Here is a 24823-nt window from a genome sequence, read left to right on the forward strand (position 1 = left end):
CCAGCGGTGCGATGCGGGACGGCTTCCAGTGAACCCAGTCACATCGCGACCCTGTGCGGGTCGGTAGTATCCGCGCTTTTTCGGACGGATTCTCCATGTCGTTGCGCTCTGCCCTGCTGTTCTGTTTGACCCTGGCTTCCCTGAGCGCCCTGGCGACGCCTCAACCGCCCCGTACCTTCAGCGAAGCCAAGGTGGTCGCAGCCAAGGTCTATGCCACGCAGGGCGTGGACTTCTACTGCGGTTGCCACTACAGCGGCAAGACCGTGGATCTCAAGAGCTGTGGCTACGTCCCGCGCAAGAGCGCCCAGCGCGCCAGCCGCATCGAATGGGAACACATCGTCCCCGCCTGGGTGATTGGTCACCAGCGCCAGTGCTGGCAGAAAGGCGGTCGCAAGAACTGCACGGCCAAGGACCCGGTGTACCAGAAGGCCGAGGCCGACCTCTTCAACCTGGTGCCGGTGGTGGGCGAGGTCAATGGCGACCGCAGCAACTTCGCCTTTGGCTGGCTGCCGCAAAAGGCGACCCAGTACGGCGCCTGCCAGATGGTGGTGGACTTCAAGGCCAAGACCGCCATGCCGCGCCCGGAGATCCGCGGCATGGTCGCCCGTACCTACTTCTACATGAGCGACCGCTACGGCCTGCGCCTGTCCAAGCAGGACCGCCAGCTCTACAGCGCCTGGACCAAGCAGTACCCGCCCGAGGCCTGGGAGCGCCAGCGCAACCAGCGCCTGGCCTGCATCATGGGCCACGGCAATCCCTACGTCGGTCAGACCAAGGCCTGCAAGTAGCGCGACTCAGGCAGCGGTTGGAATACCGCTGTGGAATCTCATCTCGCGGTCGCTGGAGCTGATCAGCTCCACTTCCAGCGCGCGGACCTCGGCGATCTTGGCATCGACGTCGTCCCGCTCGCCATAGAGGTAGGCGAGCTTGAGATAGTCCTGAAAATGCCGCGCCTCGGAGGCCAGCAGGCCGCTGTAGAACTTGCCCAGCTCCTCGTCCAGGTGGGGTGCCACGGCGCCGAAGCGCTCACAGGAGCGACACTCGATGAAGGCCCCGATCACCAGGCTGTCGGTCAGCTTCAGGGGCTCGTGATTGCGACAGAGCTTGCGCAGGGCGCCGGCGTAACGCGCCGAGCTGACATTGCGGTGCTCGATGCCACGACGCTTCATGATCTGCAGCACCTGCTCGAAGTGGCGCAGCTCCTCGCGGGCGATGCGCGACATCTTCCAGGACAGTTCGGCGCGATTGGAATAGGTGAACAGATAGTGGAAGGCGGCGCCGGCGGCCTTCTTCTCGTTGTTGGCATGGTCCTGCAGCAGCGTCGGCAGATCCTGCAGCGCGGCTTCGACCCAGGCATCCGGCGTACGGCAACCGAGGAATTCGTTCATCTCGGGCAAGGACATCAGCGTAATCCCGTGCAAAAGCCGCGCATTATAGAGAAAGGCGCGCGCCTGGGCAGCGCCGCTCGCCTGCCAGCGCTCAGACGCGACTGTCCACGCCTTCGAGCAGGAAGCGCGGGGCGATATAGCGGTCGTAGTGGGCTTCGGAGAGCAGGAAGAATTCCCGGTCGATGGCGTCACGCAGATCGGCCAGGGGCCGCTCGCGAAATTCCGGCAGCAGGCGCACACCATAGGCATCCAGCTGCTGGATATGCCGCGCACCGCGAGCCAGCAGCTGATAGGCCCAGCAATATTCCGACTGGTCCGGCCGGAAGCGGATGCTGCGCTGCTGCAGCTGCTGACGCAGCAAAGCCGGATCGAAGACATCGACCTTGGCCGACACCACCTGCACCAGCAGCAGTTCGAGACGCGCCCAGACGGCGCGGCGCTCGTCCTCGCCGTAGAGATTCCAGTTCACTACCTCGTGGTGGAATCTCTTGCAACCACGGCAGACGTGGTCGCCGAACATCGTCGAGCACAGGCCGACGCAGGGCGTCTTGATGACAGGAGCGGGCATGGACGGCAAGCCTTGGAGCAAAACGTCTAGTCTAGCCGGAAACGCCAATGACCGGCGCGGGTTACCCGTGCCGGTCTTGCAGGATCAGCGGGTCGATCACACTGCCGCCGCGCCCCGGACCGACAGCGGATTGGCGCTCCGCCGACTCAAGGCATAGAAGAACAGCCCGCCAAGGAAGCAGCCGGTAAACCAGGCGAAATTGGCGATCGGCTTGAACCAGGGCACGAAGGTAAAGCACAGCCCGATCAGCGCGGCCGCCACCAGCGCCTGCACCGCGACCCAATTGACGCCACCGCTGTACCAATAGGCACCCTCGGGGGTGTCGTCGAACAGGGCAGCGACCTCGATCCGGCCTTTGCGCAGCAGGTAGTAGTCCACCAGCAGAATGCCGAACAGCGGGCCGATGCAGGAGGCCAGCACATCCAGGGTGTAATGGATCACCTCGGGATTGTTGAACAGATTCCAGGGCGTGATGAAGATCGAGGCCACCGCGGCGATCATGCCACCGGCGCGCCAGCTGATCTTGCTGGGCGCCATATTGGCGAAGTCGAAGGCGGGTGAGACGAAGTTGGCGACGATGTTGATGCCGATGGTAGCGGTGATGAAGGTGAAGGCACCCAGCAGCACGGCGGTGGTGTTGTCGATACGGGCCACGGTGGCGATGGGATCGTGGATCATCTCGCCGAACACCGGCAAGGTGCCGGAGACGATCACCACGGTGACCAGCGAAAAGGCCAGGAAGTTGATCGGCAGGCCCCAGAAGTTACCCCGACGTACGTCCTGCATGGAACGGCAATAACGACTGAAGTCCCCGAAGTTGAGGGTGGGACCGGAGAAATAGGACACCACCAGGGCGATGGCCATGATCACCTGCCAGAATGCGGCCCAGCCAGTGAGCTGCTTTTCCGCCAGGGTGAAGCTGATGTTGCTCCAGCCTGCGCGCCAGACGATCCAGGCGGCGAGCAGGAACATCACCGCATAGACGGCGGGACCGGCCCAGTCGATGAAACGGCGGATGGAGTCCATACCCGCCCAGAAGACGCAGGCCTGCAGCACCCAAAGGGTGAGGAAGCCCATCCAGCCGAGATAGGACAGCCCCAGGAAGCTGGTGTCGCCAAAGGCGGCCAGGGCCGGAAAGAATCTGAGCACCACGATGACCAGCGCGCTGGAGGCGAGATAGGTCTGAATGCCGTACCAGGCCACTGCGATCAGGCCCCGGATCACTGCCGGGATGTTCGCGCCAAAGACGCCGAAGGCCAGGCGGCAGATCACCGGATAGGGTACGGCGGCTTGCTGGCTAGGCCGCGCGACGAGATTGGCGATCACCTGAATGATGCAGATGCCCACCAGCAAGGCGATCAACACCTGCCAACTGGCCAGGCCCAAGGCGAACAGGCTGGCGGCGAAGACGTAGCCACCGACGCTGTGCACGTCACTCATCCAGAAGGCGAAGATGTTGTACCAGCTCCACTTCTGCTCGACCGGCCCGAGATCTTCGTTATACAGACGTGGGCTGTAGCCCGCGGGACGCTGCTGGGTCATGGATCGCCTCCTCCGTGGTGACAGGCACCTGCATACGGGGCCTATCTGATCTTGTATACAATCCGCCAGGCAGGGACCGTGCCAGCTACTTCGGAAAGGCGTTAACTTCCTGGCCCTACAACAGATTTTCTGAATGAAGCGCTTTGCCATGGGTCTTAGAGTGCTACCAGAAACGCACTTCCCTGGGGCGTTTGGTGGCAGCCAGGCGCTACCTTGGCGCACAGGGGTGGTGTTTCTCACCCATCGTCGCGCGCGGCATTTCTGTATACAATTCATCCAAATCGCCGGAGTCAGCCCATGGGTGCAGCCCCTTCACCACTCGCCGTTGCCGCCTCTCCCCGGGACGAGCGGATCTACCAGGACATTCTCGACGCCATCGTCGAGCATCGACTGACCCCAGGCACTCGGCTGCCGGAAGACACCCTGGCGGAGACCTTCGACATCAGCCGCACCGGTATTCGCAAGGTGCTGCAGCGGCTGGCCCTGGAGCGACTGGTGACCTTGCGCGCCAATCGCGGCGCCCAGGTCGCCCAACCCACCGCCAAGGAAGCCCAGGACATCCTGGCTGCGCGCCAGCTGATCGAACCCGCCTTGATGCCCCTGGTGGCCGCCCAGGTCGACAGCGCCCAACTGGCGCCCTTGCGGCAACTCTGTAGCGAGGAGCACGAGGCCCAGCATGGCGGGCGCCACAGCCTGGCGATCCAGCTGTCCGCGCGCTTCCACGTCGAACTCGCGGCCCTGGCCGACAATCAGGTACTGACCGAACAGGTCGCCCAGCTGGCCAGTCGCTCATCGCTGCTGATCGCCATCTATGGCTCACGCCACAGTCTGGGCTGCGATTGCGGCCAGCACGGCGAGCTGCTGGACCTGCTCGCCGAGGGTCAGGGCGCGGCCGCCAGCGACTGGATGGCGCAGCACCTGCGCCTGATCCGTGAATCCCTCAGGATCGACCGGCCCGTGGCCGCCGAGCCCGATTTCCGCAGCATCTTCAAACGCAGTTGAGGCGTCCCATGCAGATTCAGGTCATCAACCCCAATACCAGCGCCGGCATGACCGCCAAGATCGGCCGCGCAGCCCAGGCCATCGCCCGCCCGGGCACCACCATTCTCGCCAGCAATCCCGAAGCCGGCCCGGTCTCCATCGAAAGTCACTATGACGAGGCGGTGGCCGCGGTCGGAGTGATCGAGGAGATGCGCAAGGGCGTCGAAGCCGGCTGCGCCGCCCATGTCATCGCCTGCTTTGGCGATCCAGGCCTGCTCGCGGCACGGGAAATGGCCAAGGGGCCAGTGCTCGGCATCGCCGAGGCCGGCTTCCATCTGGCCAGCCTGCTGGCCACCCGCTTCGCCGTGGTGACCACCCTCACCCGTACGCGCATCATTGCCGAGCATCTGCTGCAGCGATATGGCTTCGCCGAGCTGTGCACCTCGGTGCGCTGCATCGATCTGCCGGTGCTGGCACTGGAAGACGCGGACGACAGCCTGATCGAGCTGATCGCCGCCGAAGGGCGTCGGGCGCGTGACGAGGAAGGTGCCGGCGCCATCGTGCTGGGCTGCGGCGGCATGGCCGATCTGCGCGAAGCCTTGAGCGAGGCCATCGGTGTCCCGGTGATCGAAGGCGTCAGCGCCGCGGTCAAGCTGGCCGAGTCGCTGGTCGACCTGGGCCTGGGAACCAGCAAGCACGGCGATCTGGCCTACCCCATCGCCAAGCCCTTCACCGGACGCTTCGCGCATCTCGGCCGCTAGGCTACCGCCAGGGTCCAACCTCGTGACGCACACGATGCGACAACGCAGCGCTTAACTTCGCCAGAGGCTTGGCGTAGAATTAGGCAGCCTTATAGGCGCAATGTCCGATACGAAGCTGTTTTCAAAGCGTCACGAGCAAAGTTTCCGGCGACCCTCCGGGCAGCGGCGGCCTCATCAACCGCCCTGCTGCCCGACCTGCCCAGCAGGAGCCGGCGTAAAACTTTGAAAACAGCTTCTAGCGGAATGCGTCCGGCGCGACGGCGGTCCTGCCCGCAGCCTCCCCCGTCATACCCTGCCGGATACATTTCGGGGCGCCAGCCCCCGGACGCAATATTGGACCACTGATGAGGGTCAACCCGTGCTTGAAGCCTATCGTAACCACGTAGAAGAGCGTGCCGCCCAAGGCATCGTGCCCCAGCCGCTGAACGCCGAGCAAACGGCCGGTCTGGTCGAACTGCTGAAGAATCCCCCTGCCGGTGAGGAAGCCTTCCTCGTCGACCTCATTACCAACCGCGTCCCGCCGGGCGTCGACGAAGCCGCCTACGTCAAGGCCGGCTTCCTCTCCGCCGTCGCCAAGGGCGAGGCCCAGTCCCCGCTGATCTCCAAGCAGCGTGCCACCGAACTGCTGGGCACCATGCAGGGCGGCTACAACATCGCCACGCTGGTCGAGCTGCTGGACGATGCCGAACTGGCCGCCGTCGCCGCCGAGCAACTCAAGCACACCCTGCTGATGTTCGACGCCTTCCACGACGTGGCCGAGAAGGCCAAGGCCGGCAACACCCACGCCAAGGCTGTCCTGCAGTCCTGGGCCGAAGGCGAGTGGTACAAGAAGCGTCCGGAAATCGCCGAGAAGTACACCCTGACCGTGTTCAAGGTGCCTGGCGAAACCAACACCGACGACCTTTCCCCCGCGCCCGACGCCTGGTCGCGTCCGGACATCCCGCTGCATGCCCTGGCCATGCTGAAGATGGCTCGCGACGGCATCGTGCCCGAGCAGCAAGGCAGCATCGGTCCGCTGAAGCAGATCGAGGAAGTACGTGCCAAGGGCTTCCCGGTCGCCTACGTCGGTGACGTGGTCGGTACCGGCTCTTCCCGCAAGTCCGCCACCAACTCGGTGCTGTGGTTCTTCGGCGACGACATCCCCTACGTGCCCAACAAGCGCGCGGGCGGCTTCTGCTTCGGTTCCAAGATCGCCCCGATCTTCTACAACACCATGGAAGACGCCGGCGCCCTGCCGATCGAGTTCGATGTATCCGCCCTGGAAATGGGCGACGTCATCGACGTCTACCCCAAGGCTGGCAAGGTCACCCGTCATGGCAGCGATGAAATCGTCGCCACCTTCGAACTCAAGACCCCCGTGCTGCTGGACGAAGTCCGCGCCGGCGGCCGTATCCCGCTGATCGTCGGCCGCGGCCTGACCGAGAAGGCGCGCGCCGAACTGGGCATGGGCCCGTCCGACCTGTTCAACAAGCCGGACCAGCCGGCCGAAAGCACCAAGGGCTACACCCTGGCGCAGAAGATGGTCGGCAAGGCCTGCGGCGTCGAGGGCGTGCGCCCCGGCACCTACTGCGAGCCGAAGATGACCACCGTCGGCTCCCAGGACACCACTGGCCCGATGACCCGTGACGAGCTGAAGGACCTGGCCTGCCTGGGCTTCTCCGCCGACCTGGTGATGCAGTCCTTCTGCCACACCGCGGCCTATCCCAAGCCCATCGACGTCAAGACCCACCACACCCTGCCGGATTTCATCCGTACCCGTGGCGGTGTCTCCCTGCGTCCTGGCGACGGCATCATCCACAGCTGGCTGAACCGCATGCTGCTGCCCGACACCGTCGGCACCGGTGGCGATTCCCACACCCGCTTCCCGATCGGCATCTCCTTCCCGGCCGGTTCGGGCCTGGTGGCCTTCGCCGCTGCCACCGGCGTGATGCCGCTGGACATGCCCGAGTCGGTACTGGTGCGCTTCAAGGGCAAGATGCAGCCCGGGATCACCCTGCGTGACCTGGTGCATGCCATCCCCTACTACGCCATCCAGAAGGGCCTGCTGACCGTCGAGAAGAAGGGCAAGAAGAACATCTTCTCCGGCCGCATCCTCGAGATCGAAGGCCTGGAAGACCTGACCGTGGAGCAGGCGTTCGAGCTGTCCGATGCCTCCGCCGAGCGTTCCGCTGCCGGCTGCACCATCAAGCTGTCGCCCGAGTCCATCACCGAGTACCTGCAGTCCAACATCACCCTGCTGCGCTGGATGATCGAGGAAGGCTACGGTGATCCCCGTACCCTGGAACGCCGCGCGCGTGCCATGGAAGCCTGGATCGCCAACCCGGAACTGCTGGCTGCCGATGCCGATGCCGAATACAGCGAAGTCATCGAGATCGACCTGGCCGAGGTCAACGAGCCGGTTCTGTGCGCGCCCAACGATCCGGATGACGCCCGCCTGCTGTCCCAGGTGGCCGGCGACAAGATCGACGAGGTGTTCATCGGGTCCTGCATGACCAACATTGGTCACTTCCGCGCTGCCGGCAAGCTGCTGGACAAGGTCAAGGGCTCGATTCCGACCCGCCTGTGGCTGTCGCCGCCGACCAAGATGGACCAGCACCAGCTGACCGAGGAAGGCTACTACGGCATCTACGGCAAGGCTGGCGCGCGCATGGAAATGCCGGGCTGCTCGCTGTGCATGGGCAACCAGGCCCGTGTGGCCGCCAACGCCACCGTGGTCTCCACCTCCACCCGTAACTTCCCCAACCGCCTGGGCGACGGCGCCAACGTCTACCTGGCCTCGGCGGAACTGGCCGCGGTGGCTTCGATCCTGGGCAAGCTGCCTAGCGTCGAGGAGTACATGGAATACGCGAAGAGCATCGACAGCATGGCGGCGGACGTCTACCGCTACCTGAGCTTCGATCAGATCGCCGAATTCCGCGAAAGCGCCGAGAAAGCCCGTATCGCCGCCGTCGAAGTCTGACGCTAGCGTTCGGTACTGAAAACCGCCCTTAGGGGCGGTTTTTTATTGCCCGGCGATCACGGTGGGCCAGGACGGCTCCTTCCCCTGAGCCGGTCTTAAGCGGCGGTTAATCCAAACGCCCTACCTTTAGGTTTCCTTATGCCGAGATCACCCCCATGAAACGTCTTGTCATCGTGAGCCTTTCCACCCTGCTGCTCGGTCTCAGCCAGACGACGATGGCAGCGGGTTGCATCAAGGGCGCCGTGGTTGGCGGCGCGGCGGGGCATGTGGCCGGACACCACGCCATCGCCGGCGCAGTCGCCGGCTGTTTCATCGGCCATCACCTGGCGGCGAAGGCGAAGGAAGAACAGCAGCACGGTCATTCCTGAATGCGATAAGGCGCATTCCAGGAGTCGCTATCAGCATCACGACCACCCGTCGGAGCAGCCGCTCGCACGACGCGTGAGACGGCTTTAACGCAGACTCTTCACGTTCTCCCCAAGCCCACAGTCCGTATCGCGGCCATGGGCCGCTCCTACAGCTTCAGGTATGGCTGTAGGAGCAGCCCATGGCCGCGATATCGATAGTCCGCCGACGACCCAGGTGATTAATGGCGTCCAGGACGACTTGGTAGCCAAGCTGTAGCGCAGGAGAACTGGCGAGGCTGGTGAAGGTCAATTGTTACAGGACATTACTTCGCACCCACGAGAGGTCGCCACCATGAAACTCCTGCCTACCCTTGCCCTTTCCGCTCTGCTACTCGGCGCTAGCCAAGCCGTCTTCGCCGCCGGTTGCGTCAAGGGCGCCGTGGTCGGCGGCGCAGCAGGCCATGTCGCCGGGGGTCACGGCGTTGCCGGTGCCGCCGCAGGCTGCGCCATCGGTCACCACGAGGCCAACAAGAAGGCCAAGGAAGAACAGCAGAACGCACCCAAGCAATAGTCCTCAGGCCCCGCCAGCACTGGCGGGCGGGGCCGATTTGACGCTTTCTTTACGCCCCGCCAACCTTCCCCGCCTCGCTTCTTTACGCCCCTCCTCCCGACAATTTCTCCACGCGGCAGCTGCCGTCTCTGGAGAACTCGTGATGACCCCCTGGAATCTTCTGGCCCTGCTTCTGGCACTGGGTCTGTTCGTCTATCTGCTGGCGGCGCTGTTGCGCGCCGGCCGCTCCTAGGGAGGCGGCATGGACACCCAAGCCGCATTCCTGATCCTGGCCTTCCTGGTCCTGACCTTTCTTCCCGCGCCCTTCCTGGGGCGCTACTTCTACCGTGCGCTGGAAGGCGAGCGGACCTGGCTGAGCTTTGTCGGCGCACCTCTGGAGCGCCTGACGCTCAAGGTGGTGGGCACCGACGGCCGTGGCCAGGGCTGGCGCACCTATGCCATCGCCCTGGTGCTGTTCAACGGACTGGGAATCGGACTGCTGTTCGCCATCCTGCTGCTGCAGGGCGGTCTACCACTCAATCCGCAGCAGCTGCCTGGCCTGGAGTGGACGCTTGCGCTGAACACCGCCATCAGTTTCGTGACCAACACCAACTGGCAGGCCTACAGCGGCGAGGCCTCGCTAAGCTACTTCAGCCAGATGGTCGGCCTGGGCGTGCAGAACTTCGTCAGCGCCTCGGTAGGCGTGGCGGTGCTCGCCGCCCTGGCGCGCGGCATCGCCCGGCGTAGCGCCCAGGAGATCGGTAATTTCTGGGTCGACCTGTTCCGGGTGGTCTTCTATATCCTGCTGCCGTTGTGCCTGCCGTTGGCACTGCTGCTGATCTGGCAGGGCGTGCCCCAGACCTTCATGCCCTATGTCGACGCCACCACCCTGCAGGGCGCGACCCAGACGCTGCCGCTGGGGCCAGCCGCCAGCCAGATCGCCATCAAGCAGCTAGGCACCAATGGCGGCGGATTCTTTGGTGTCAACTCCGCGCATCCCTTCGAGAATCCCACGGCGCTCAGTGATCTGCTGGAGCTGTCCGCCATCCTCATGATCCCGGCGGCACTGGTATTCAGCTTCGGTCACTACGTCAAGGATCGGCGGCAGAGCTGGGCGATTTTCGCTGCCATGTTCGGCCTGCTGGCCATCGGCGCCACGGTCGCCATCGCCGCACAGAGCCAGGCCAACCCGGCCCTGGCCAATCTGGCGATCACCCAGGGAGCCTCGATGGAAGGCCTGGAAACGCGCCTGGGCGGGACTGCCTCCGCACTCTGGGCGACGGTGACCACCGCCGCGTCCAACGGCTCGGTGAATGCCATGCACGACAGCCTGGCACCCCTGACCGGACTGATCGCGCTGTTCAACATGATGCTCGGCGAGGTGATATTCGGCGGCGTCGGGGCCGGTCTCTACGGCATGCTGCTCAACGTGCTGATCGCCGTCTTCATCGCCGGCCTCATGGTCGGCCGCACGCCGGAGTACCTGGGCAAGAAGCTGGAGGCACCCGAGGTGCGGCTGTTGGTGGCGACCCTGCTGGTGATGCCGCTGGGCGTGCTGGTGCTGGGCGCCATCGCCGCCAGCGTCCCGGCTGGTGTAGCTGGCATCGCGGCCACGGGCCCCCATGGCTTCAGCCAGCTGCTCTATGCCTACACCTCGGCCACGGCCAACAACGGCTCGGCCTTTGGTGGGTTCGGCGCCAATACGCCCTTCCATAACCTCATGCTGAGCCTGGCGCTGCTCATCGGTCGCTTCGGCTACATCCTGCCGGTCCTGGCCATTGCCGGCAGCCTGGCGGCCAAGCGCGCCGTCCCGCTCGGCCCCAACAGCTTCCCCACCCACGGCCCGCTGTTCATCACCCTGCTGGTGATCACCCTGCTGCTGGTGGGAGGCCTGACCTTCCTGCCGACGCTCGCCCTGGGGCCGATCGCCGACCATCTGCAACTGTTCGGAGTCCGCTGAAATGGATGCCCAGACCCACACCCTGCCCACGCCCACTCCTGGCAACCTCTGGCGCCAGGCGCTGCGGCAGGCCTTCGTCAAGCTCGACCCGCGGCAGCAGATCCGCTCGCCGGTAATGTTCGTGGTGGAGATCACCGCGCTGTTCTCCACCCTGCTGTGCCTGGCGCCGAACAATGGCGTCAGCACCGGGGTGGCGGTGCAGATCACCCTCTGGCTGTGGTTCACCCTGCTGTTCGCCAACTTCGCCGAAGCCCTCGCCGAAGGCCGCGGCAAGGCACGCGCCGACAGCCTCAAGGGCATTGGCCAGAATCTCGCCGCACGCCTTGAGGAAAACGGCGAGAACCGGATGGTGCCGGCCAGCTCGCTGCGCAAGGGGCAGATCGTGCGGGTGGAAGCCGGCGAGCTGATCCCCGGCGACGGCGAGATCATCGAGGGCGTGGCCGCGGTCAACGAGGCGGCCATCACCGGTGAATCGGCGCCGGTGATCCGTGAATCCGGCGGCGATCGCTCGGCAGTCACCGGCAATACCCGCGTGGTGTCGGACTGGATCCGGGTGCGCATCACCGCCAACCCTGGCGAATCGACCCTGGACCGCATGATCGCCCTGGTGGAAGGCGCCAAGCGCCAGAAGACCCCCAACGAGGTCGCGCTGGACATCCTGCTGATCGGCCTGACGCTGATCTTCCTGCTGGTGGTGGTGACCCTGCAGCCCTTCGCCGCCCTGGCCGGTGGCGAGCTGCCGCTGCTGTTCCTGGTGGCCCTGCTGGTGACGCTGATCCCCACCACCATCGGCGGTTTGCTCTCGGCCATCGGCATCGCCGGCATGGATCGCCTGGTGCGGCTGAACGTGATCGCCACCTCGGGTCGCGCCGTGGAGGCCGCCGGGGACGTCCATACCCTGCTGCTGGACAAGACCGGCACCATTACCTTCGGCAACCGCCGCTGCAGCGCCCTGTACGCCGCCCAGGGCATCACCCCCAAGGCCCTGGCCGAGGGTGCCCTCTATGCATCGCTGGCCGACGAGACCCCGGAAGGCCGCTCGGTAGTTGAGTACCTGCGCAACCTGCACCCGCTGGAAGAGCCGCCACGCGCCCAGGTCGCGCCCATCCCCTTCAGCGCCGAGACGCGCCTGTCGGGCATCGACTGGCAGGGCCGTGAGTACCGCAAGGGGGCAGTGGACGCCGTGCTGATGTTTCTCGGCCAGACCCGCGCCGACCTGCCGGAGGTGCTGGCCCGGGAGATCGAGACCATCGCCAAGAGTGGCGGTACCCCGCTGCTGGTCTGCGGCGAAGGCCGGCTGCTGGGCGCCATCCACCTCAAGGACGTGGTCAAGCCGGGGATTCGCGAGCGCTTCGCCGAGCTGCGGACCCTCGGCATCCGCACCGTGATGGTGACCGGCGACAACCCCCTGACCGCCACCGCCATCGCCGCCGAGGCGGGCGTGGACGATGTCATCGCCGAAGCCACCCCGGAGAAGAAGCTGGAGCGCATCCGCAGCGAACAGGCCGAAGGCAAGCTGGTGGCCATGTGCGGCGACGGCGCCAATGACGCCCCTGCTCTGGCCCAGGCCGATGTCGGCATGGCGATGAACGACGGCACCCAGGCCGCCCGCGAGGCCGCCAACCTGGTGGACCTGGATTCGGACCCTACCAAGCTGCTCGACGTGGTGCAGGTGGGCAAGGAGCTGCTGGTGACCCGCGGCGCCCTGACCACCTTTTCGGTGGCCAACGACGTGGCCAAGTACTTCGCCATCCTGCCGGCGCTGTTCGCCGGCATCTATCCGCAGCTGAACGCGCTCAACGTGATGCACCTGGCCAGTCCGCAGAGCGCCATCCTCTCGGCCATCGTGTTCAACGCCCTGATCATCGTCGCGCTGATTCCCCTGGCATTGCGCGGGGTGCGGGTCAAGGCCGCCAGCGCTGCCGCCCTCTTGCGCCGCAACCTGTTGATCTATGGGCTGGGCGGCATCGCCGTGCCCTTCATCGGCATCAAAGCTATCGACCTGGCGCTCGGCGCCCTGGGTCTGGTCTGAGGAGACTGCCATGCTCATGCAACTCCGTTCCGCCGTGCTGATGCTCCTGCTGCTCACGGCCCTCACCGGCGGCGTCTATCCCTTGTTGGTGACGGTGCTCGGCCAGGCGCTGTTCGCCGACCAGGCCGGCGGCAGCCTGATCCGCCGCGACGAGGGCAGCGTCATCGGCTCCCGCCTGATCGCCCAGCAATTCACCGGTCCCGAGTGGTTCCAGCCGCGTCCTTCGGCCGGCGACTACGCCACCGTCTCCAGCAGCGCCAGCAACCTGGCGCAGTCGGCGCCAGCGTTGCGCGAGCGGATCGAAAAGGCCCTGCCGGACGTGCTGGCGGCCGGCCAGGGACCGGTGCCCCAGGAACTGGTGACCACCTCCGCCAGCGGCCTGGATCCTGACCTCAGCCCGGCCGGCGCCCGCTACCAGATCGCCCGTATCGCCGCCGCGCGCGGCCTCCCACCGGAGCGGCTGGAAGCCCTGATACGCGAGCAGACACACACCTCGCGCATCGGACCGGCAACGGTTAATGTCCTGCTTCTCAATCTGGCCCTGGCGGAACTGGCCCCATGACCGACAACACCGGGCGCGCCGAGGCGCTGCTCGCCGAACACCGCGAAGGGCGTGGTCGCCTCAAGGTCTTCCTCGGGGCGGCGCCGGGTGTCGGCAAGACCTACGCCATGCTGCAGGCGGCACAGACCGCCCTGCGCCAGGGCCGCCGGGTACGGGCCGGCATCGTCGAGACCCATGGGCGCCGGGAGACCGCCGCCCTCCTCGCCGGCCTGCCGCAACAGCCGCTGCGGCGGGTAGACCACCGCGGCCTCAAGCTCACCGAACTGGATCTGGAAGGCCTGCTGGCCGATCCGCCGGAGCTGGTGCTGGTCGACGAACTGGCCCACAGCAACGCCTCCGGCAGTCGCCATGCCAAGCGTTGGCAGGACGTGGAGGATCTGCTGGCCGCCGGTGTCCACGTCTATACCACCGTCAATGTCCAGCACCTGGAAAGTCTCAACGACGAGGTGCGCGACATCACTGGCGTGCAGGTTCGCGAGACGGTACCGGACCAGGTGCTGCTCGATGCCGATGACCTGGTGCTCATCGACCTGCCACCGCGAGAACTGCTGGAGCGCCTGCGCGAGGGCAAGGTCTATGTACCCGAGCAGGCCCGTGCCGCCATCGACGCCTTCTTCAGCCAGACCAACCTCACCGCCCTGCGTGAACTGGCCATGCGCACGGCTGCGGCCCAGGTGGATTCGGCGCTCGCCCTGAGATACCGCCAGCAGGGCCAGGCCGCGCCGCCGCTGCTGGGCCGGCTGATCGTCGGCGCTGGCACCGCCCCTTCGGCGGAACGCCTGGTGCGCCACGCCAGCCGCCTGGCCGACCAGCGCCACCTGCCCTGGACCCTCGTCCACGTCGACACCGGCCAGCCGCTGGACGATGCCGCCCGCGCCAACCTGCAAGCCAGCCAGCGCCTGGCCGAACGGCTCGGCGGCGAGGTGCTGACCCTGAGAGACAGCGATCCCGCCCGGGCGCTGGTCCGTCATGCCCGCGACCAGCGCGCCAGCGTGCTACTGATCGGCCGGGGCCGCCCGCGCGGCTTCAGCCTCAGGCGTCGCCTGGCCAGCCGCCTGTTACGCCTGGCACAGGGGCTGGAGATCGCCATTCTCGACCTGGACCGCGACGCTCCACCCACCACGCGCCCCCGGCGAACCCTGAAACCTGGCCCCTATGGCGTTGCCATCCTGGCGACCGGCGTGGCCGCGGCCATCGCCGAAGGCCTTTCCGGGTTGCTGGAGCTACCCAACATCTCGCTGATCTTTCTGGCGGCCGTCCTGCTGGTGGCGGTACGCAGCAGTCGCGGTCCGGCGCTGTTCTGCGCGCTGCTGGGCTTTGTCGCCTATGACGTCCTGTTCATACCTCCTGCTTTCTCGCTGACCATCAATCGCGAGCAGGATGTACTCACCCTGGCCTTTTTCCTGCTGATGGCCCTGCTCACCGGCAACCTGGCCGCACGCCAGCGGCGACAGCTGCAGGCGCTGCGCCTGACCCAGCGCGAGACCCTGGCGCTGCTGGATTTCACTCGCCAGCTGAGCGCCGCCAGCGACCGCCAGGCGGTGGTCAGCGTGACCTTCAAGCAGCTGGGCACCACCACTCGGCACGTCTGCCTGCTGTTGCCCGAAGACGGCGGACGGCTGGCGACCCAGCCCGCAGATCTGGCCCTGGCCGATAACGAGCGCATTGCCGCCGAGTGGGCCTGGAAGCAGGAAAAGCCAGCCGGTTGCGGTACCGACACCCTGCCGTCCGGTCGCTGGTGGTGGTGGCCGCTGCTGGCCGAGAGCGGCAGCCTCGCCGTCCTGGGCGTGCGCTGCGACGACGCCCAGCCGCTGGATCACGACGAACGTCGTCAGCTGGCCAGCCTGGCGCAGCCGCTGGCCCAGGCCCTGGCCCGGGTTCGTCTCAGCGAAGACCTGGAGGCGGCCCGCCTGCACGGCGAGACCGAACAGCTGCGCAGCGCCCTGCTGGCCTCGGTATCCCACGACCTGCGCACCCCGCTGACGGTGATGCGTGGCTCCATCGATGCCCTCGCCACCCTGGGTGAGGCCATTCCCGCCAGCGATCGCCAGGAGCTGCTGGAGGCTACCCGCCAGGAGGCCGAGCGCCTCGACCGCTATATCCAGAATCTGCTGGACATGACCCGCCTGGGCCACGGCAGCCTGCAATTGGCCCGCGACTGGGTCGATCCCGGCGACATTCTCGCCAGCGCCTTGCAGCGTCTGCAGCCCCTGCTAACCGGGCTGCAGGTGGACACCCGGATCGAGCCGGGCGTGCCTCTCCTCTGGGTGCATCCGGCGCTGATCGAACAGGCCCTGGTCAATGTGCTGGAGAACGCCATCCGCTTCTCCGCACCCGGTGGGCGCCTGGAGATCTGCCTGGAGCGCCAGGACGCCGAGTTGCAGATCGCCGTGGCCGATGAAGGCCCGGGCATTCCGCCGGAAGACCGCTCGCGGATCTTCGACATGTTCTATACCGCCGCGCGCGGTGATCGGGGCGGCCAGGGCACCGGCCTGGGCCTGGCGATCTGTCAGGGCATGGTGGGCGCGCACGGCGGCCGGGTCAGCGTGGACGAGGGCCTGGGCGGTCGGGGCACGACGATGCGGATGCATCTGCCGCTGCCGGCGGCGCCACCTGCGGAATAAGCCTAAGTATCCCTGCAGCACCAGACGCTATGATGATGCACTCCTGACTGGAAAGCCCCAGATGCCCGCTCACGTCCTCGTCATCGACGACGAACCCCAGATCCGCAAGTTCTTGCGCATCAGCCTCGCCGCCCAGGGCTACCAGATCAGTGAAGCGGCCACTGGAACGGATGGCCTCGCCCAGGCGGCCTTGGGCCAGCCGGATCTGGTGATCCTCGACCTGGGCCTGCCGGATCGCGATGGCCAGGAGGTACTGGTCGAATTGCGCGAATGGTCCACGGTACCGGTACTGGTGCTGTCGGTACGGGCGGACGAGCGCGAAAAGGTCCGCGCCCTGGATGCCGGCGCCAACGACTATGTCACCAAGCCTTTCGGCATCCAGGAGTTTCTCGCCCGCAGCCGCGCGCTGTTACGCCAAACCCCCGCCACAGCCGCCCACCAGGCCGCAGCGCTGGAAGTAGGCCCGCTGCGGGTGGATTTCGCCTATCGACAGGTAACGCTTGCCGGTATCGAGATCGCCCTGACACGCAAGGAATACGCGGTCCTGGCCGCCCTCGCCCAACATCCCGGGCGTGTAGTGACCCAACGCCAGTTGCTGATCGATATCTGGGGGCCGAGCCACGCCCAAGACAGCCATTACCTGCGCATCGTGATCGGTCATCTGCGGCAGAAGTTGGCCGACGATCCGCTGGCGCCACGCTATATCGTGACCGAACCTGGCGTAGGTTATCGCCTGCGCGCCGATAACGGTTGAGCGAATCGGGACAGCATTGGTTTCGCTATAGGCAAAGGCAGCCCGCCATGTGTTTGCCACTAAGACGAACCCTCTCGTTGGCACTGGCCGCTACGGATACGCATCGGAAGCTGATATGGCAGTGGCAGACATCCGCCTCTTTTCAGCGGATAGAAGCCGAAAAACCGCGCGCTAGTCTGGCGACTGCAACTTCAGCTGCCGGTCTCAACCAAGAACTATCAGGGACAGCAGAAAAAGGATGCCGGTCGGTAGCGGAGCCTTGCGCTGTTACCGACGGACGTCCCGGCAGCAACTTACTGCAGCCAGCCTTCGACGGTATCGGCGCCGTGTTCGGCTTTCCAGGCCTTGAGCACCTTGTGGTTGCCACCCTTGGTTTCGATGACTTCGCCAGTCTTGGGGTGCTGATAACGCTTGGTGCTGCGCGGACGACGCTTGCCAGCCGGCTTTTCCGGATGCGGCGTCTGCGCCTTGTGCTTGGGGGCAGCGTTGGGATCCAGAATGCCAATGATATCGCCCAGGTTCATCTGGTATTCGTCCATCAACTCCTGCAGCTTGCTTTCGAATTCGATTTCCTTCTGCAGGGAACTGTCCTGCTTCAGATCTTCGAGCAATTGCAGTTGGGCGCGAAGTTGTTCTTCGGCGGCGCGGAATTCGGCGAGACGGGACATAGGCACTCCTGATGAAAAGTAAGGGCGAGACGTGAGACTTCGCTGACGGGCGAAAGTTGAAGGCGAAGATAAAGGATTAATGCCAGAGTCGCTAGTGACAAATAAAAAGGGACGCGGCAAAGACCCTGTCTTGCAAACGAAAGTTGATTTAATTAAGCAATCCTTAACTAAAGCCAATCCCTTGGCGCCAGTTGTGCCTAATAGAGCGCGCGCCAACATTGGTAGGCGCCAACTGTACCCTGTAGTTCACGGCAGGATTCATGCTGGAAAAGGAGTAAAACAATCCCGTGAAAGTCACCTGGACACAACTTTTGCATGTCCAGGAAATTCGGCCAGAGGGCTCTGGTAGGCGCGTTAGGCCGATGCTTCCACGTCCGAACGAGCTTCGGGCAATGGTGACCAATTGAAGGTTTCCGCAATTACCCGCCGGTACGCCGTGTCGATGGACACCGGTGTCCGACGGATATAGTCGCGCGCATGAGTCTGACGATCGGGATCGAGTTTGCGCAGGTAGTCGAGCGCCTCTTCCACCGTGGGCATCCGCTGATTGAGCCCTGCGCTACGGGGTGGCAAGGCCGTCCAGACCACCGCCTCCAGCTCCTTCGCACGCGCCCACTCGCCAATACGTTGCTGGAACCCTGATTGCGGGCCGCTCGGCCAGCTGCCGATGCACTCAGGTTGTTCTCGCGGCACGCCCTCGCGCTCGCGCAGGGCGTCGCGGGCTTTTTCCAGGCTATCGACAGCCAGGCAGGCCCAGAGCACCTGAACGTCCGCGGCATCCTCACAGAGCACCGTGGCCAGCTCTCCGCTGTCGCCCTCCCGAGCGAACTCGATGGGCAACCGGGGTCCATCGACGAACCAATCCGAGGCCACCGGTAATTCCGCGGCCTTCCAGATCAACGACCCCCAGCCCAGACAGGCGATCTTCATGGCCACTCCCCGCGTATCGACGATGGGCATTGGAGGCCACCGAAGCGTTTGGGTTTCGCACCAGCAAGACGTGGCGACAAAAATTCAGGACGAAAAAAAGCGGCCACGAGGGCCGCTTCTTTCGATACCCGCGAGCCAGAGCTCGTGGGTGGTATGTGGCGCAGCGGACGGGACTCGAACCCGCGACCCCCGGCGTGACAGGCCGGTATTCTAACCGACTGAACTACCGCTGCGCATGGAAGCCTTGCGGCATCCTGCTGGCCTTTGCCGAGAACCTGTTCAGCGGGGGTTCTCTGCACCAGCGGCCGCTAAGATACTGATTTATCAGGGAAGAAACAACAGGCACAGGAAAATATTTCTGATCGCGCCGCGAAGCCAGCCAGAAGCCCCGTTCTGTTCAGGCTCCGCCACCGCTCGCCTGCCGCCTGAGCAGGGTGAGAAACCCCTCCAGCGCCGCGCTGGGCACCTGTCCCGCGCGCAGCAGAATGCCGAAGGGTGTCAGGGGTTCGGTGATCTCCAGATCAAGGGACACCATCAGCCCGGTGCGCAGATGATCCCGTACCACCGCCTCGGTCAGCACCAGGATGGCGTCGGTGATCTGTACCAGCTGCAACATGGCGAACACCGAGCCGCATTCGATGACGTCCGCGGGTGGCGGCAGCTGCCGTCGGGCGAAGGCCGCCTCCAGGGCCACCCGTGCCGGACTGGCCTCGGGCTGCAGGATCCAGGGCCACTCCGCCACCAGCTCCGCCAGATCGGGCGCGGAGCGATCGGTCAACGGGTGGCCGGTGCGAACCACTACCGCGAGGTGCTCGTTGCCCAGCGGCTCGAAGACGAAGCGTCCCAGATCGGCCGGCTGCGTGAAGCGGGCGATGGCCACGTCGATCCGCTCCTGTTCGAGCAACTCGGTGAGCTGGTCGCTGGTGTCGCCGAGGATGCGCAACTGCAGGCCGGGTTGGCGCGCCTTGCTCGCGGCGATGGCCCTGACCACCAGATCGGGCAAGGCGCCCATGATGGCGCCGACCGCCAGATGCCCATAGCCCCCTGATCGCCGGGCATCGAGATCCTCTGCGCAGCGATCCAGGCCATTCAGGGCGCGCCGCGCGAATTCCACGATCTCCATTCCCAGCGCCGTGACCTTCAAGCCCCGCGCCTGGCGCTCGAACAGCACGCAGCCAAAGGCCTCCTCGACCTCCTGCAACATGCGGGTGGTGGCGGGCTGGGACATGTGCAGGGCTTCCGCGGCGCGGTGCAGGTTGAGGGTCCCGGCCAGGGTCGCCAGCATCAGCAGATGCTTGTAGCGCAATCGATTGAACAGCGCGCGGGCATGAGGGGAGGCGTTCATCTGCAGCATCCTTGTGGAGAGATCAGTGATGCGTCCTGAGCGAGTTGGCGGGTCTGGCCAGGGCCACGTCGCCTGCCGATACCTTAAGGGTATCGATACTTAACCAAAAGCGATTATCCAGGCATTGCAACTGCGACTACCTTGGGCCGTGGCCGAATCACAACAACAAGAGAGATCGCCATGCACACCTCCCTGTCACCGGGGCTGGTCGCCAAGGTCACCCGGCGCCTGCTGCCCTTCCTGCTGCTGATGTACGTCATGGCCTTTCTCGACCGGGCCAACGTAGGCTTCGCCAAGGTCGCCTTCCAGGCCGATACCGGCATCTCCGACGCGGCCTTCGCCCTTGGCGCCGGGATCTTCTTCGTCGGCTACGCCTTTCTCGAGATTCCCAGCAACCTGATCATGCACCGCGTCGGCGCTCGCCTGTGGATGTGCCGCATCATGGTGACCTGGGGGTTGATCTCCGCCGCCATGATGTTCGCCCATACGGCGACGGCCTTCTATGTGTTGCGCTTCCTGCTCGGGGTAGCCGAAGCCGGCTTCTTTCCCGGGGTCATCCTCTACCTCACCTACTGGTTTCCGTCGCGCTACCGCGCCCGGGCGCTGGGTTTCTTCTATTTCGGCGCGCCCCTGGCCTTCATCTTCGGCAGCCCGCTGTCGGGGCTGCTGCTGGAATTCGACGGCTTCGGCGGCCTGCACGGCTGGCAATGGATGTTCCTGGTGGAAGGGGTGCTGGCCAGCCTGGTGGGGGTCTGGGCCTGGTTCTACCTGGACAACCGGCCGCGCGATGCGCGTTGGCTGAGCGATGCGGAAAAGCAGGCGCTGCAACAGGCGCTGGATGCCGAGGACGCCGCCAAGCCCCATCACGGCGGGCTGCTGCGTCTACTCGGTCAGCCGCGCATCCTCCTGCTGTGCAGTATCTACCTGCTGATCCAGGCCAGCGTCTATGGCGTGGTCTTCTACCTGCCGACCCAGGTGGCCGGCCTGCTGGGGCAGAAGGTCGGTTTGCTGGTCGGCCTGGTCTCGGCGATTCCCTGGGTCTGCGCCCTGCTCGCCGCCTGGCTGATCCCCAGCTGGTCGGATCGTACCGGCGAACGCCGCCGCACTGCGGCCGCCACCCTGGCCATTTCCGGGCTGGGCATCGCCGCCTCGGTGACCTTCTCGCCGCTCTATGCGCTGATCGCCCTGTGCTTCGCCGCTGCCGGCTTCATCGCCGTGCAGCCGCTGTTCTGGACCTTTCCGTCCGACCAGTTGCGCGGCAGCGCCGCGGCCGGCGGCATCGCCCTGATCAACACCTGCGGTGCCATCGGCGGCTTCATCGCGCCCCTGGCCAAGCGCTGGGCCGAAGTGACCTTCGCCCACCCCGGCGCCGGCCTCTACCTGCTCGCCGGGACCACCCTGGTGGCGGCCGCCCTGATTCTCGGCCTGCGCCAGCGTCGCCAGGTCGATCCCCAAGCCCAGCTCACGCCCAGTCACTAAGGGAGCCCTTTCCATGACCCTACCCACCATCAAGCAGGTTCGTGCCTACACCCTTCGTGGCGGCGGCGCCGATTATCACGACCAGGGCGACGGCCACTGGATCGACGACCACATCGCCACGCCCATGGCCAAGTACCCGGAATACCGCCAGAGCCGCCGCAGCTTCGGCATCAACGTGCTGGGCACCCTGGTGGTGGAAGTCGAGGCCAGTGACGGTACCGTGGGCTTCGCCGTCACCACCGGCGGTGAGCTGGGCGCCTTCATCGTCGAGCGACACCTGGCGCGCTTCCTGGAGGGCGCCAAGGTCACCGACCTGGAAAAGATCTGGGACCAGATGTACCTCTCGACTCTCTACTACGGCCGCAAGGGCATAGTGCTCAACACCATCTCCGGGGTGGATCTTGCGCTCTGGGACCTGCTCGGCAAGCTGCGCCAGGAACCGGTACACCAGTTGCTCGGCGGCGCCGTCCGTGACGAATTGCAGTTCTATGCCACCGGCGCGCGCCCGGACCTGGCCAAGGAGATGGGCTTCATTGGCGGCAAGCTGCCTCTGCAGCATGGCCCGGCCGAGGGCGAGGAAGGCCTGCGCAAGAATCTCGAGGCCCTGGCGACCATGCGCGAACGGGTCGGCGACGACTTCTGGCTGATGCTCGACTGCTGGATGAGCCTGGACCTGAACTACGCCACCCGCCTGGCCCAGGGCGCCCATGAATTCGGCCTCAAGTGGATCGAGGAGGCATTGCCGCCGGACGACTACTGGGGCTATGCAGAACTCAGGCGCAACGTGCCGCGCGGGATGCTGGTCACCACCGGGGAGCACGAGGCCACCCGCTGGGGCTTCCGGCTACTGCTGGAGATGGGCTGCTGCGACATCCTCCAGCCCGACGTCGGCTGGTGCGGTGGCCTCACCGAGCTGATCCGCATCTCGGCGCTGGCCGATGCCCACAACGCCCTGGTGGTGCCCCACGGCTCCTCGGTCTACAGCTACCACTTCGTCATCACCCGCACCAACAGCCCCTTCGCCGAGTTCCTGATGATGGCGCCCAAGGCCGACGAGGTGGTGCCCATGTTCCATCCGCAACTGCTGGACGAACCCGTACCGGTGCGGGGCCGCATGCGCGCCTCGGCGCTGGATCGGCCTGGCTTCGGCGTGCGCCTCAATCCGGAGTGCGCCCTGGAACGACCTTATAGCCACTGAGGCGTTGCCCGGGAGGGCTGGATGAAAGCGACCCAAGATACCCTGGTGACACCGATACCGGATGCGCGCCCCGCCGCGACGCCACTACCCCCCAAGAGTGCCCGCCTCAAGCGGGTGCAGGTAGTCGCGCTGGCGCTGCTGGTGCTGGCCGGCTTCGTCAACTACCTCGACCGCAGCACCCTGGCCATCGCCAACCAGACCATCAGCGGCGAGCTGGGCTTCACGCCGACCGAAATGGGCCTGCTGCTGTCGGCCTTCGCCTGGGCCTATGCCTTCGCCCAGTTGCCCATCGGCGGCCTGCTGGACCGCTTCGGCGCGCGCCTGACCCTGGGCCTGGGCATCTGCCTTTGGTCAATCGCCCAGGGCGTGCTGGGGCTGCTCAGCAGCCTGCACCTGATGATCCTCGCCCGCATCGGCCTGGGTATCGGCGAGGCGCCGCAATTCCCGGCCGGCGCCAAGGTGGTCAGCGAGTGGTTCAACGTCCGCGAACGCGGCCTGCCCTCCGGCATCTTCAACCTGTCGTCGTCCCTGGGGCCGGCGATCTCCCAGCCGATCCTCACCGCCCTACTGCTCTGGCTCGGCTGGCGGCAGATGTTCATCGCCATGGGCGTGCTCGGTGTCCTGGTAGCGGCGCTCTGGTACCTGAGCTATCGCGACCGGGTCCAGGTGGCGCTGGACGACGCCGAGCGGGCGCATCTGGACGCCGGCCTGCCGCCTCAGGATGCCGGTCTGCGGCTGACCTTCGCCGACTGGCTGGGGCTGTTCCGCCGCCGCCTGACCTGGGGCGTGGTGATTGGCTATGTGGGCATCATCTACATGCTGTCGCTGTTCCTGACCTGGCTGCCGGCCTACCTGGAACGGGTCCATCACCTGTCCCTGTCCCAGGCCGGCTGGGTCGCCAGCCTGCCGTTCCTGGCCGGGGCCTGTGGCGTCATCAGCGGCGGCCTGCTGGTGGATCGCCTGACCCGCAGCGGTCGCAGCCTGGCCTTCAGCCGCAAGTTGCCGATCTGTGGCGGTCTTGCTGCGGCCGGGCTGTTCGCCCTGTGCAGCGCCGGGGTGACCGGCATCGGCAGCGTCATCCTCTGCTTCAGCCTGGCGTTGTTCAGCCTCAACGTGGCGGTAGCCGGCACCTGGTCGCTGGTCAGCGTCGCCGTGCCTTCGCACCAGGTGGCGTCCCTGGCCAGCATCCAGAATTTTGGCGGCTACTTCGGCGGCGCCTTCGCCCCGGTCATCACCGGCATGATCGTCCAGCAGACCGGCTCCTTTGGTCTCGCGCTGGGCATCGCCGCCGCCGTCGCGGTGGCCGGCGCCCTGAGCTATGGGCTGCTGGTGCGCCTCCCCGATACCCCTTCCTGAATCCTCCTGGAGACCGTCATGGATCTGCCCCGCAATCCCTTCAAGGCCCGCCTGGCGGGCAGCGACACCCTCTATGGCCTCTGGGCCGGTTTCGCCACCGGATACGCTGCCGAGATCGCTGCCAGTACCGGCTACGACTGGCTGCTGATCGACGGCGAGCACGCCCCCAATACGGTGCCGAGCATCCTCGCGCAATTGCAGGCGGTGGCCCCCTATTCCACGGCACCGGTGGTGCGCTGCGTGACCGGCGATGCGGTGCTGATCAAGCAGTTGCTGGACATCGGCGTGCAGACGCTGATGGTGCCCATGGTGGAGACCGCCGAGCAGGCCCGCGCCCTGGTACGAGCCATGCGCTATCCGCCCCACGGCATCCGTGGCGTCGGCGGCGGCCTGGCCCGCGCCACCCGGTGGGACGCAGTGCCCGACTACCTGCACACCGCCCATAGCGAGCTGTGCCTGATCGTCCAGGTGGAATCGCGCCTGGGCAGCGACAATGTCGCCGAGATCGCTGCGGTGGAGGGGGTAGACGCCGTCTTCGTCGGCCCGGCGGACCTCTCCAGTGGCCTGGGGCATGCCGGCAATCCGGGCCACCCGGAGGTCCAGGCGCGCATCCGCGCCGCCATCGAGGCGACCCGCGCTGCCGGCAAGGTGGCCGGGATCCTGGCGCCCCAGGAAGACGATGCCCGGCGCTATCGCGACTGGGGGTGCCAGTTCGTTGCCGTCGGTATCGACATCAGCCTGTTCCGCCAGGCGGCGCTGGCCAACCTGGCCCGCTATCGCCCCCTCGAAGCGCCCCAGGCGCCCTCTCGCACCTACTGA

At 65.9% G+C, this 24823-nt stretch carries 22 protein-coding genes and 1 tRNA gene; 16 read left to right on the forward strand and 7 right to left on the reverse strand.

Features of this window, described 5'->3' with window-relative positions; genetic code table 11:
• The first annotated feature begins 95 nt into the window (after positions 1 to 95).
• Positions 96 to 788 carry an endonuclease I family protein gene (locus PJ259_RS05085; RefSeq protein WP_271654969.1) on the forward strand — a complete coding sequence of 231 codons (693 nt, stop codon included), beginning with the start codon at positions 96 to 98 and terminating at the stop codon, positions 786 to 788.
• 6 nt (positions 789 to 794) lie between these two features.
• On the opposite strand, the gene PJ259_RS05090 is transcribed toward PJ259_RS05085, so the two are convergent.
• The 3 genes from PJ259_RS05090 to PJ259_RS05100 form a co-directional block, all read right to left on the reverse strand.
• Entirely contained in the window at positions 795 to 1406 is a 612-nt protein-coding gene (locus PJ259_RS05090) for a tRNA-(ms[2]io[6]A)-hydroxylase (RefSeq protein ID WP_271655832.1), read from the reverse strand.
• A gap of 73 nt (positions 1407 to 1479) precedes the next feature.
• Positions 1480 to 1956: a DUF1289 domain-containing protein gene (locus PJ259_RS05095; RefSeq protein ID WP_271654970.1), complete on the reverse strand. Its 477-nt coding sequence runs from the start codon at positions 1954 to 1956 to the stop codon at positions 1480 to 1482.
• A gap of 96 nt (positions 1957 to 2052) precedes the next feature.
• Positions 2053 to 3498 (reverse strand): NCS1 family nucleobase:cation symporter-1, encoded by a 1446-nt coding sequence (locus PJ259_RS05100; RefSeq protein WP_271654971.1) that lies wholly within the window; start codon positions 3496 to 3498, stop codon positions 2053 to 2055.
• Positions 3499 to 3795: 297 nt separating this feature from the next.
• Between PJ259_RS05100 and PJ259_RS05105 the strand changes: the two genes are divergently transcribed.
• The 11 genes from PJ259_RS05105 (at position 3796) to PJ259_RS05155 (ending at position 17028) form a co-directional block, all read left to right on the forward strand.
• On the forward strand, positions 3796 to 4500 hold the full coding sequence (locus PJ259_RS05105) for a GntR family transcriptional regulator (protein WP_271654972.1): 705 nt from the start codon (positions 3796 to 3798) through the stop codon (positions 4498 to 4500).
• Between the two features lie 8 nt (positions 4501 to 4508).
• Complete coding sequence (locus PJ259_RS05110; protein WP_059315016.1) at positions 4509 to 5240, forward strand: aspartate/glutamate racemase family protein; 732 nt, start codon at positions 4509 to 4511, stop codon at positions 5238 to 5240.
• Positions 5241 to 5598: 358 nt separating this feature from the next.
• Entirely contained in the window at positions 5599 to 8199 is a 2601-nt protein-coding gene (acnB, locus tag PJ259_RS05115; RefSeq protein ID WP_271654973.1) for a bifunctional aconitate hydratase 2/2-methylisocitrate dehydratase, read from the forward strand.
• Between the two features lie 155 nt (positions 8200 to 8354).
• A complete protein-coding gene (locus PJ259_RS05120) occupies positions 8355 to 8567 on the forward strand; it encodes a hypothetical protein (protein ID WP_271654974.1) in 213 nt (70 codons plus the stop codon).
• Between the two features lie 331 nt (positions 8568 to 8898).
• A complete protein-coding gene (locus PJ259_RS05125) occupies positions 8899 to 9117 on the forward strand; it encodes a hypothetical protein (protein WP_271654975.1) in 219 nt (72 codons plus the stop codon).
• A gap of 142 nt (positions 9118 to 9259) precedes the next feature.
• Complete coding sequence (locus PJ259_RS05130; protein ID WP_017640468.1) at positions 9260 to 9349, forward strand: potassium-transporting ATPase subunit F; 90 nt, start codon at positions 9260 to 9262, stop codon at positions 9347 to 9349.
• Positions 9350 to 9358: 9 nt separating this feature from the next.
• On the forward strand, positions 9359 to 11056 hold the full coding sequence (kdpA, locus tag PJ259_RS05135; RefSeq protein WP_271654976.1) for a potassium-transporting ATPase subunit KdpA: 1698 nt from the start codon (positions 9359 to 9361) through the stop codon (positions 11054 to 11056).
• 1 nt (position 11057) lies between these two features.
• Positions 11058 to 13088: a potassium-transporting ATPase subunit KdpB gene (kdpB, locus tag PJ259_RS05140; protein WP_271654977.1), complete on the forward strand. Its 2031-nt coding sequence runs from the start codon at positions 11058 to 11060 to the stop codon at positions 13086 to 13088.
• 10 nt (positions 13089 to 13098) lie between these two features.
• Positions 13099 to 13650: a potassium-transporting ATPase subunit KdpC gene (gene kdpC / locus PJ259_RS05145; protein WP_271654978.1), complete on the forward strand. Its 552-nt coding sequence runs from the start codon at positions 13099 to 13101 to the stop codon at positions 13648 to 13650.
• On the forward strand, positions 13647 to 16274 hold the full coding sequence (locus PJ259_RS05150) for a sensor histidine kinase (protein WP_271654979.1): 2628 nt from the start codon (positions 13647 to 13649) through the stop codon (positions 16272 to 16274). The genes kdpC and PJ259_RS05150 overlap by 4 nt, the downstream gene beginning before the upstream one ends.
• A gap of 61 nt (positions 16275 to 16335) precedes the next feature.
• The gene (locus tag PJ259_RS05155; RefSeq protein WP_059315024.1) at positions 16336 to 17028 is read left to right on the forward strand and encodes a response regulator; all 693 of its coding nucleotides are present in this window, start codon (positions 16336 to 16338) and stop codon (positions 17026 to 17028) included.
• Between the two features lie 293 nt (positions 17029 to 17321).
• Here PJ259_RS05155 and PJ259_RS05160 read toward each other — a convergent pair whose 3' ends face one another.
• The 4 genes from PJ259_RS05160 to PJ259_RS05175 form a co-directional block, all read right to left on the reverse strand.
• Positions 17322 to 17696: a histone-like nucleoid-structuring protein, MvaT/MvaU family gene (locus tag PJ259_RS05160; RefSeq protein WP_059315025.1), complete on the reverse strand. Its 375-nt coding sequence runs from the start codon at positions 17694 to 17696 to the stop codon at positions 17322 to 17324.
• Between the two features lie 354 nt (positions 17697 to 18050).
• Positions 18051 to 18626 (reverse strand): hypothetical protein, encoded by a 576-nt coding sequence (locus tag PJ259_RS05165; RefSeq protein WP_271654980.1) that lies wholly within the window; start codon positions 18624 to 18626, stop codon positions 18051 to 18053.
• Positions 18627 to 18782: 156 nt separating this feature from the next.
• Positions 18783 to 18859, reverse strand: a tRNA-Asp gene (locus PJ259_RS05170).
• 164 nt (positions 18860 to 19023) lie between these two features.
• Positions 19024 to 19971 carry a LysR family transcriptional regulator gene (locus PJ259_RS05175; protein WP_271654981.1) on the reverse strand — a complete coding sequence of 316 codons (948 nt, stop codon included), beginning with the start codon at positions 19969 to 19971 and terminating at the stop codon, positions 19024 to 19026.
• 180 nt (positions 19972 to 20151) lie between these two features.
• On the opposite strand from PJ259_RS05175, the gene PJ259_RS05180 reads away from it, so the two are divergent.
• From PJ259_RS05180 to PJ259_RS05195, 4 genes are read left to right on the forward strand one after another with little or no spacing between them, the layout of a single operon-like run.
• On the forward strand, positions 20152 to 21450 hold the full coding sequence (locus tag PJ259_RS05180; RefSeq protein ID WP_271654982.1) for an MFS transporter: 1299 nt from the start codon (positions 20152 to 20154) through the stop codon (positions 21448 to 21450).
• Between the two features lie 13 nt (positions 21451 to 21463).
• Positions 21464 to 22648, forward strand: coding sequence for an L-rhamnonate dehydratase (gene rhmD, locus PJ259_RS05185; RefSeq protein WP_059315028.1), 1185 nt, complete (start codon positions 21464 to 21466; stop codon positions 22646 to 22648).
• Between the two features lie 21 nt (positions 22649 to 22669).
• The gene (locus PJ259_RS05190; protein ID WP_271654983.1) at positions 22670 to 24004 is read left to right on the forward strand and encodes an MFS transporter; all 1335 of its coding nucleotides are present in this window, start codon (positions 22670 to 22672) and stop codon (positions 24002 to 24004) included.
• Positions 24005 to 24022: 18 nt separating this feature from the next.
• A complete protein-coding gene (locus PJ259_RS05195) occupies positions 24023 to 24823 on the forward strand; it encodes an aldolase/citrate lyase family protein (protein WP_064308600.1) in 801 nt (266 codons plus the stop codon).

This window comes from Pseudomonas sp. JBR1, from assembly GCF_028198185.1.
GTDB lineage: Bacteria > Pseudomonadota > Gammaproteobacteria > Pseudomonadales > Pseudomonadaceae > Chryseomonas > Chryseomonas oryzihabitans_E.

Coding starts and splice junctions, on each gene's coding strand:
- PJ259_RS05085 (WP_271654969.1), top strand. CDS start 96: ATGTCGTTGCGCTCTGCCCTGCTGTTCTGTTTGACCCTGGCTTCCCTG.
- PJ259_RS05095 (WP_271654970.1), bottom strand. CDS start 1,956: ATGCCCGCTCCTGTCATCAAGACGCCCTGCGTCGGCCTGTGCTCGACG.
- PJ259_RS05100 (WP_271654971.1), bottom strand. CDS start 3,498: ATGACCCAGCAGCGTCCCGCGGGCTACAGCCCACGTCTGTATAACGAA.
- PJ259_RS05105 (WP_271654972.1), top strand. CDS start 3,796: ATGGGTGCAGCCCCTTCACCACTCGCCGTTGCCGCCTCTCCCCGGGAC.
- PJ259_RS05110 (WP_059315016.1), top strand. CDS start 4,509: ATGCAGATTCAGGTCATCAACCCCAATACCAGCGCCGGCATGACCGCC.
- PJ259_RS05120 (WP_271654974.1), top strand. CDS start 8,355: ATGAAACGTCTTGTCATCGTGAGCCTTTCCACCCTGCTGCTCGGTCTC.
- PJ259_RS05125 (WP_271654975.1), top strand. CDS start 8,899: ATGAAACTCCTGCCTACCCTTGCCCTTTCCGCTCTGCTACTCGGCGCT.
- PJ259_RS05130 (WP_017640468.1), top strand. CDS start 9,260: ATGACCCCCTGGAATCTTCTGGCCCTGCTTCTGGCACTGGGTCTGTTC.
- kdpA (WP_271654976.1), top strand. CDS start 9,359: ATGGACACCCAAGCCGCATTCCTGATCCTGGCCTTCCTGGTCCTGACC.
- kdpB (WP_271654977.1), top strand. CDS start 11,058: ATGGATGCCCAGACCCACACCCTGCCCACGCCCACTCCTGGCAACCTC.
- kdpC (WP_271654978.1), top strand. CDS start 13,099: ATGCTCATGCAACTCCGTTCCGCCGTGCTGATGCTCCTGCTGCTCACG.
- PJ259_RS05150 (WP_271654979.1), top strand. CDS start 13,647: ATGACCGACAACACCGGGCGCGCCGAGGCGCTGCTCGCCGAACACCGC.
- PJ259_RS05155 (WP_059315024.1), top strand. CDS start 16,336: ATGCCCGCTCACGTCCTCGTCATCGACGACGAACCCCAGATCCGCAAG.
- PJ259_RS05160 (WP_059315025.1), bottom strand. CDS start 17,696: ATGTCCCGTCTCGCCGAATTCCGCGCCGCCGAAGAACAACTTCGCGCC.
- PJ259_RS05165 (WP_271654980.1), bottom strand. CDS start 18,626: ATGAAGATCGCCTGTCTGGGCTGGGGGTCGTTGATCTGGAAGGCCGCG.
- PJ259_RS05175 (WP_271654981.1), bottom strand. CDS start 19,971: ATGAACGCCTCCCCTCATGCCCGCGCGCTGTTCAATCGATTGCGCTAC.
- PJ259_RS05180 (WP_271654982.1), top strand. CDS start 20,152: ATGCACACCTCCCTGTCACCGGGGCTGGTCGCCAAGGTCACCCGGCGC.
- rhmD (WP_059315028.1), top strand. CDS start 21,464: ATGACCCTACCCACCATCAAGCAGGTTCGTGCCTACACCCTTCGTGGC.
- PJ259_RS05190 (WP_271654983.1), top strand. CDS start 22,670: ATGAAAGCGACCCAAGATACCCTGGTGACACCGATACCGGATGCGCGC.
- PJ259_RS05195 (WP_064308600.1), top strand. CDS start 24,023: ATGGATCTGCCCCGCAATCCCTTCAAGGCCCGCCTGGCGGGCAGCGAC.